This window comes from Citrobacter sp. Cu231 (genome assembly GCF_030332265.1).
Lineage (GTDB): Bacteria > Pseudomonadota > Gammaproteobacteria > Enterobacterales > Enterobacteriaceae > Citrobacter > Citrobacter meridianamericanus.
The window spans coordinates 23,200-29,646 of record NZ_JAOWIE010000047.1; the positions used below are offsets into that span (position 1 = coordinate 23,200).

At 47.4% G+C, this 6,447-nt stretch carries 5 protein-coding genes and 1 pseudogene; 5 read left to right on the forward strand and 1 reads right to left on the reverse strand.

Annotated features, from left to right (window positions below):
* Positions 1-84 precede the first annotated feature (84 nt).
* A complete protein-coding gene (locus OGY15_RS21015) occupies positions 85-933 on the forward strand; it encodes a DUF4942 domain-containing protein (RefSeq protein ID WP_001077031.1) in 849 nt (282 codons plus the stop codon).
* 85 nt (positions 934-1,018) lie between these two features.
* On the opposite strand, the gene OGY15_RS21020 is transcribed toward OGY15_RS21015, so the two are convergent.
* Positions 1,019-1,354 carry a hypothetical protein gene (locus OGY15_RS21020; protein ID WP_000157100.1) on the reverse strand — a complete coding sequence of 112 codons (336 nt, stop codon included), beginning with the start codon at positions 1,352-1,354 and terminating at the stop codon, positions 1,019-1,021.
* Positions 1,355-1,586: 232 nt separating this feature from the next.
* On the opposite strand from OGY15_RS21020, the gene mobA reads away from it, so the two are divergent.
* From mobA to OGY15_RS21040, 4 genes and pseudogenes are all read left to right on the forward strand, one after another.
* On the forward strand, positions 1,587-1,919 hold the full coding sequence (gene mobA, locus OGY15_RS21025) for a plasmid mobilization protein MobA (RefSeq protein ID WP_001281051.1): 333 nt from the start codon (positions 1,587-1,589) through the stop codon (positions 1,917-1,919).
* 10 nt (positions 1,920-1,929) lie between these two features.
* A complete protein-coding gene (gene nikB, locus OGY15_RS21030; RefSeq protein WP_024190603.1) occupies positions 1,930-4,632 on the forward strand; it encodes an IncI1-type relaxase NikB in 2,703 nt (900 codons plus the stop codon).
* A 121-nt stretch (positions 4,633-4,753) separates the two neighbouring features.
* A pseudogene (locus OGY15_RS21035) lies at positions 4,754-5,200 on the forward strand (DUF2971 domain-containing protein); the annotation flags it as partial.
* A 106-nt stretch (positions 5,201-5,306) separates the two neighbouring features.
* Positions 5,307-6,447, forward strand: a 1,141-nt coding sequence (locus OGY15_RS21040; protein ID WP_286539751.1) for an IS4-like element ISVsa5 family transposase, incomplete at its 3' end; no start/stop codon positions are given.

The window sequence follows — 6,447 nt, forward strand, 5'->3', positions numbered from 1 at the left end:
AAGACCCGGACGGCAGAAGGAGCTTCGCTCCTCCGGGAAATGACCTGGCTGACCCGGCAGTCGTGACGATGAGGAGACAATGTGATGAATCAGACTTTACCCACTGCTGACCTGAATACTGCCGGTACGACAGATGTTATTCCGTCTGTGGCTATCGACCGCATCATCGCGCAGCGTAACGAAGGTATTGCACTGTTCATGCAGGCGATGGAATGCCTGGCGACAGCGCGCAAGATTCTGCTCGATGCGTCAGGTGATATTTTTCTTTACGGGTTTGAAGACTGCGTGACTGATTCCGTTCGTCGCATGGATAAGCCGGAAGAAGCGAAAAGGAATATCACCCGTCTTGCCGACCGGAAAATCTGGGACCGCCTAATGACAGATACGGGCATGTACACCTTCATGAGTTCATGCCAGCGTGATGAGTGGAACAGCCAGCTGATGAGCGACACCTGTCCTGAAATCACCCTGGACAATGTACTGGCAACATTCCGCCATCTTAATGCCAGCAAGATGCAGACGTTTGAACAGGGGCTGATTGATGTCTACCGGAAATTGTCATGGGATTACAGAACCAATAATCCCTGCCGTCTGGGTAAGAAAATCATTATTGAAAACCTGCTGTACCGCTGGAGTAACGGGCGTGTGACGCTGGACTGCAGCGGACGGGAGGCACTGGATGACCTGGTACGTCCGTTTTATCTGCTGGAGGGGCGCAACGTTCCTGACTTCAGGAACAGCATCGGGGCGCAGTATGGTGAATTTCTCGGGAACGGTGACAATGTCGGTAAGCTGTTAGAAGGGGAATATTTTACGGTGCGTGGCTACCAGAAAGGGACCATACACATTGTCTTTAAGCGTTCTGACCTTGTTGAAAAACTGAATGATATTATTGCACGGCATTATCCAGGTGCATTGCCGCCACGAGTCTGATTAAACAGAAAAGCCCTGGTATTTATTCCGGGGCTTTTTTTTCTGTAATCATCATAATCTCAGAACACGATGTGACATTGTCACATCAATTGTTGTTCATATCGATGCCATCTTTCCTGCCTGAATCTGTCTTTTTAGGTGCTGTTTTAGAGGAAGAACGGCGGGATGTTTTTTTCGATTCTGCTTCCCGAATAATGTCACGAAGTGCCTTCTCTCCTACTTCATACCCTGCATTTTTGAGCGTGTCACGAACATCTGCCAGTGTATAACCCTTTGTCCTTACCAGGACAATAATGTCATCACGAATGGCATCAAGAAAATCACGCAATGTTTTCCGTTGAGCGGTGAGATCTGGCAATTCCGATAAAGCAGCTTTTGCCAGCTGGATATCATCATCTGAGTAAAATTTTTTAGAAGCCATTGGCACGTTCTCTCCGTTTCATGTTGAAGTCTGATTTTATCATCAAAAACTGACTCCTGGCAGGGCTGCGCCCTGCCTCTGCCGTCTGCATAAGACTATGATGCACAAAAATAACAGGCTATAATGCCCTGAAAAACGGGACAGGATGTGCAATTGTATAACCGCGCACGCGCGATTATACAATTGCCTCCTGGTCAGGGCTTCGCCCCGACACCCCAGTAAGGAGCTGACCGTGAGTGATAAACGTCAAAGAAGTGGTAGTGAAAGACGGCAAAAGACGATCCTGAGAGCGGTCCGGTTCTCACCGGATGAGGATGAAACTATCTGTAAGAATGCTGAAGATTCCGGACTTACTGTATCTGCTTACATCCGAAATGCAGCACTGAATAAGCGAATTAACTCCCGGACAGATGATGCTTTTCTGAAGGAGTTGATGAGACTGGGAAGGATGCAGAAGCATCTGTTTGTTCAGGGAAAAAGAACCGGTGACAAGGAATACGCAGAAGTACTTGTTGCCATAACCGAACTTACAAATACATTGCGTAAACAGTTAATGGAAGGTTGAGGATTCTCCGGTGAATGCAGTCATTCCGAAAAAGAGAAGGGACGGCAAGTCTTCGTTCGAAGACCTGGTATCCTACGTCTCTGTCCGGGATGACATGACCGATGAGGAACTGGATTTATCTTCTTCTTCGCAGGCTGAACAACCATACCGAAGCCGTTTCAGTCGCCTTGTTGATTATGCGACACGTCTTCGAAATGAATCATTCGTGGCGCTGGTTGATGTCATGAAGGACGGCTGCGAATGGGTTAACTTTTATGGTGTGACCTGTTTTCACAACTGTACATCGCTTGAAACTGCCGCTGCAGATATGGAGTACATTGCCCGGCAGGCTCACTATGCAAAAGATGATACTGACCCTGTTTTTCACTACATCCTTTCCTGGCAGTCACATGAAAGCCCGCGTCCGGAACAGATTTATGACAGTGTACGTCATACGCTGAAATCACTCGGCCTTGCCGACCATCAGTATGTCTCTGCCGTGCATACTGATACAGATAATCTGCACGTCCATGTGGCTGTTAACCGGGTACACCCTGAAACGGGTTATCTGAACCGGTTATCCTGGAGTCAGGAAAAACTCAGTCGTGCCTGCCGTGAGCTTGAACTGAAGCATGGTTTTGCTCCGGATAACGGTTGCTGGGTTCATGCACCGGGAAATCGTATCGTTCGCAAAACTGCCGTTGAACGTGATCGCCAGAACGCTTGGACACGCGGAAAAAAACAAACTTTTCGCGAGTATGTTGCGCAGACAGCGGTCGCTGGTTTACGCAGTGAACCTGTACATGACTGGTTATCCCTGCATCGTCGTCTTGCGGAAGATGGTCTTTACCTGTCTCAGATGGACGGAAAATTTCTGGTGATGGATGGCTGGGATCGCAACAGGGAAGGTGTACAGCTTGACTCGTTTGGTCCCTCCTGGTGTGCAGAAAAACTCATGAAAAAAATGGGTGACTACACGCCAGTACCAAAAGATATTTTCAGCCAGGTGGACGCACCCGGACGCTATAACCCGGACTTTATTGCAGCTGATGTTCGCCCGGAAAAAATCGCTGAAACAGAAAGTCTGCAGCAGTATGCCTGTCGTCATCTTGGAGAACGTCTGCCGGAAATGGCACGGGAAGGACGGCTGGAAAACTGCCAGGCTATTCACCGCACACTGGCTGAAGCGGGATTATGGGTGCGTGTTCAGCATGGTCACCTGGTTATCTGTGACGGTTATGAGCATAACCAGACTCCCGTTCGTGCTGACAGCGTATGGTCACTGCTGACGCTCGACAATGTGAATCAACTCGATGGTGGCTGGCAGCCTGTACCAACAGATATTTTCCGCCAGGTTACGCCAACAGAACGCTTCCGTGGTCGTCGTATGGAGAGCTGTCCTGCGACCGATAAAGAATGGCACCGTATGCGTACAGGTACGGGGCCGCAGGGGGCTATCAAACGCGAACTGTTTTCTGACAAAGAAAGTCTGTGGGGATACAGCATCAGCCATTGTAGCCCTCAGATTGAAGAAATGATCACACAGGGTGAGTTTACCTGGCAGCGTTGTCATGAGTTGTTTGCACAACAGGGATTGATGCTACAGAAACAACATCACGGGCTTGTTGTCGTTGATGCCTTTAATCATGAGCAAACGCCGGTGAAGGCCAGCAGCATTCATCCTGATCTGACACTGGGGCGTGCAGAGCCACAGGCCGGACCTTTTGTGAGTGCCCCAGCAGATTTGTTTGACAGGGTGCAACCTGAAAGTCGCTATAACCCGGAGCTGGCTGTCAGTGACAGGTACGGGGTCAGCAGTAAACGTGACCCAATGCTGCGCCGGCAGCGACGTGAAGCCAGAGCTGAGGCCCGTGCTGACCTGCGTGCCCGCTATCTGGCATGGCGTGAACAATGGCGTAAACCAGATCTGCGTTATGGGGAACGTTGTCGGGAAATTCATCAGGCATGCCGTCTGCGGAAGTCACACATTCGTGCGCAGTACGATGATCCGGCATTACGTAAGCTGCATTATCACATTGCAGAAGTTCAGCGAATGCAGGCATTGATCAGGCTGAAAGAAGACATCAGGGATGAGCGGCAGAAACTTATTGCTGACGGGAAGTGGTATCCACCCTCTTACCGTCAGTGGGTCGAAATTCAGGCTGCTCAGGGGGACAGGGCTGCTGTATCGCAGCTGAGAGGCTGGGATTATCGCGATCGCCGTAAAGATAAGTCACGCACAACGACAACAGACCGCTGTGTCGTGCTTTGTGAACCGGGCGGAACGCCGGTATACGGTAATACCGGTGATCTCGAGGCCCGTTTGCAGAAGAACGGGAGTGTTCGTTTCCGTGACCGTCGGACGGGAGAGTTTGTCTGTACGGATTATGGTGACAGGGTTGTTTTCCGTAATCACCATGACCGCAATGCGCTGGCAGATAAACTGGATTTGATTGCACCGGTATTATTCGGGCGTGATCCACGCATGGGTTTTGAACCAGAAGGAAACGACAAACAATTTAACCAGGTCTTTGCTGAAATGGTTGCCTGGCATAATGTGACAGGCCGTACCGGTCACGAAGACTACAGGATTACGCGACCGGACGTGGATCATCACCGTGAAGGAAGTGAACGCTACTACCGCGATTATATCGCGGCGAACAGCAATGATGATGCGTCATTGCCTCCGCCGGAGCAGGATAAACTCTGGGAACCGCCTTCTCCGATGAGATGACAGATGAAGCTTTATTAGTTTCGTGATAGAATGAAAAATCACCAATATTAAATATGGATGTGGTGGTAAAAATAAATATGTTAGGCAATGTTAAGTAACTCTATTGACGGAGTCATGTTTTATGAGCACTAATCTTGCTTTTCGTTATGCAAGTGTTGAAACTTTTTTTAAAATGATTGAAAACCAAGAATTATGGTTTACCGATCTTCGGAATATGAATGATCCGGAAGAATACTCGGCTGGCTATGAAATAGTCAAGAGAATAATAAATGAGGAATTTCCAGATTGCATTAGACTATTAGAAGAAGTATCACCTAATAAGATAGACGAAAATTGTAAGATATTAATTTGTTGTTTCTGTTCTGATGGAGATCGTTCCAACATGTGGAGCGAGTATGGTGATAATGGCAAAGGCGTTGCTATTGGTTATGATAAGAATATTATAACCCAATATCATATTCTTGCCCGGTTTGAAGAACATTTTCAACCTATTAGTGGTAGAGTTGTTTTTCATCCTGTTATCTATTCAGAAGAACTGTTTCGAGAATATGTAAGAGAAGCATTGCACTGATGAATCCCCTAATGATTTTTATCAAAATCATTAAGTTAAGGTAGATACACATCTTGTCATATGATCAAATGGTTTCGCCAAAAATCAATAATCAGACAACAAAATGTGCGAACTCGATATTTTACACGACTCTCTTTACCAATTCTGCCCCGAATTACACTTAAAACGACTCAACAGCTTAACGTTGGCTTGCCACGCCTTACTTGACTGTAAAACTCTCACTCTTACCGAACTTGGCCGTAACCTGCCAACCAAAGCGAGAACAAAACATAACATCAAACGAATCGACCGATTGTTAGGTAATCGTCACCTCCACAAAGAGCGACTCGCTGTATACCGTTGGCATGCTAGCTTTATCTGTTCGGGCAATACGATGCCCATTGTACTTGTTGACTGGTCTGATATCCGTGAGCAAAAACGGCTTATGGTATTGCGAGCTTCAGTCGCACTACACGGTCGTTCTGTTACTCTTTATGAGAAAGCGTTCCCGCTTTCAGAGCAATGTTCAAAGAAAGCTCATGACCAATTTCTAGCCGACCTTGCGAGCATTCTACCGAGTAACACCACACCGCTCATTGTCAGTGATGCTGGCTTTAAAGTGCCATGGTATAAATCCGTTGAGAAGCTGGGTTGGTACTGGTTAAGTCGAGTAAGAGGAAAAGTACAATATGCAGACCTAGGAGCGGAAAACTGGAAACCTATCAGCAACTTACATGATATGTCATCTAGTCACTCAAAGACTTTAGGCTATAAGAGGCTGACTAAAAGCAATCCAATCTCATGCCAAATTCTATTGTATAAATCTCGCTCTAAAGGCCGAAAAAATCAGCGCTCGACACGGACTCATTGTCACCACCCGTCACCTAAAATCTACTCAGTGTCGGCAAAGGAGCCATGGATTCTAGCAACTAACTTACCTGTTGAAATTCGAACACCCAAACAACTTGTTAATATCTATTCGAAGCGAATGCAGATTGAAGAAACCTTCCGAGACTTGAAAAGTCCTGCCTACGGACTAGGCCTACGCCATAGCCGAACGAGCAGCTCAGAGCGTTTTGATATCATGCTGCTAATCGCCCTGATGCTTCAACTAACATGTTGGCTTGCGGGCGTTCATGCTCAGAAACAAGGTTGGGACAAGCACTTCCAGGCTAACACAGTCAGAAATCGAAACGTACTCTCAACAGTTCGCTTAGGCATGGAAGTTTTGCGGCATTCTGGCTACACAATAACAAGGGAAGACT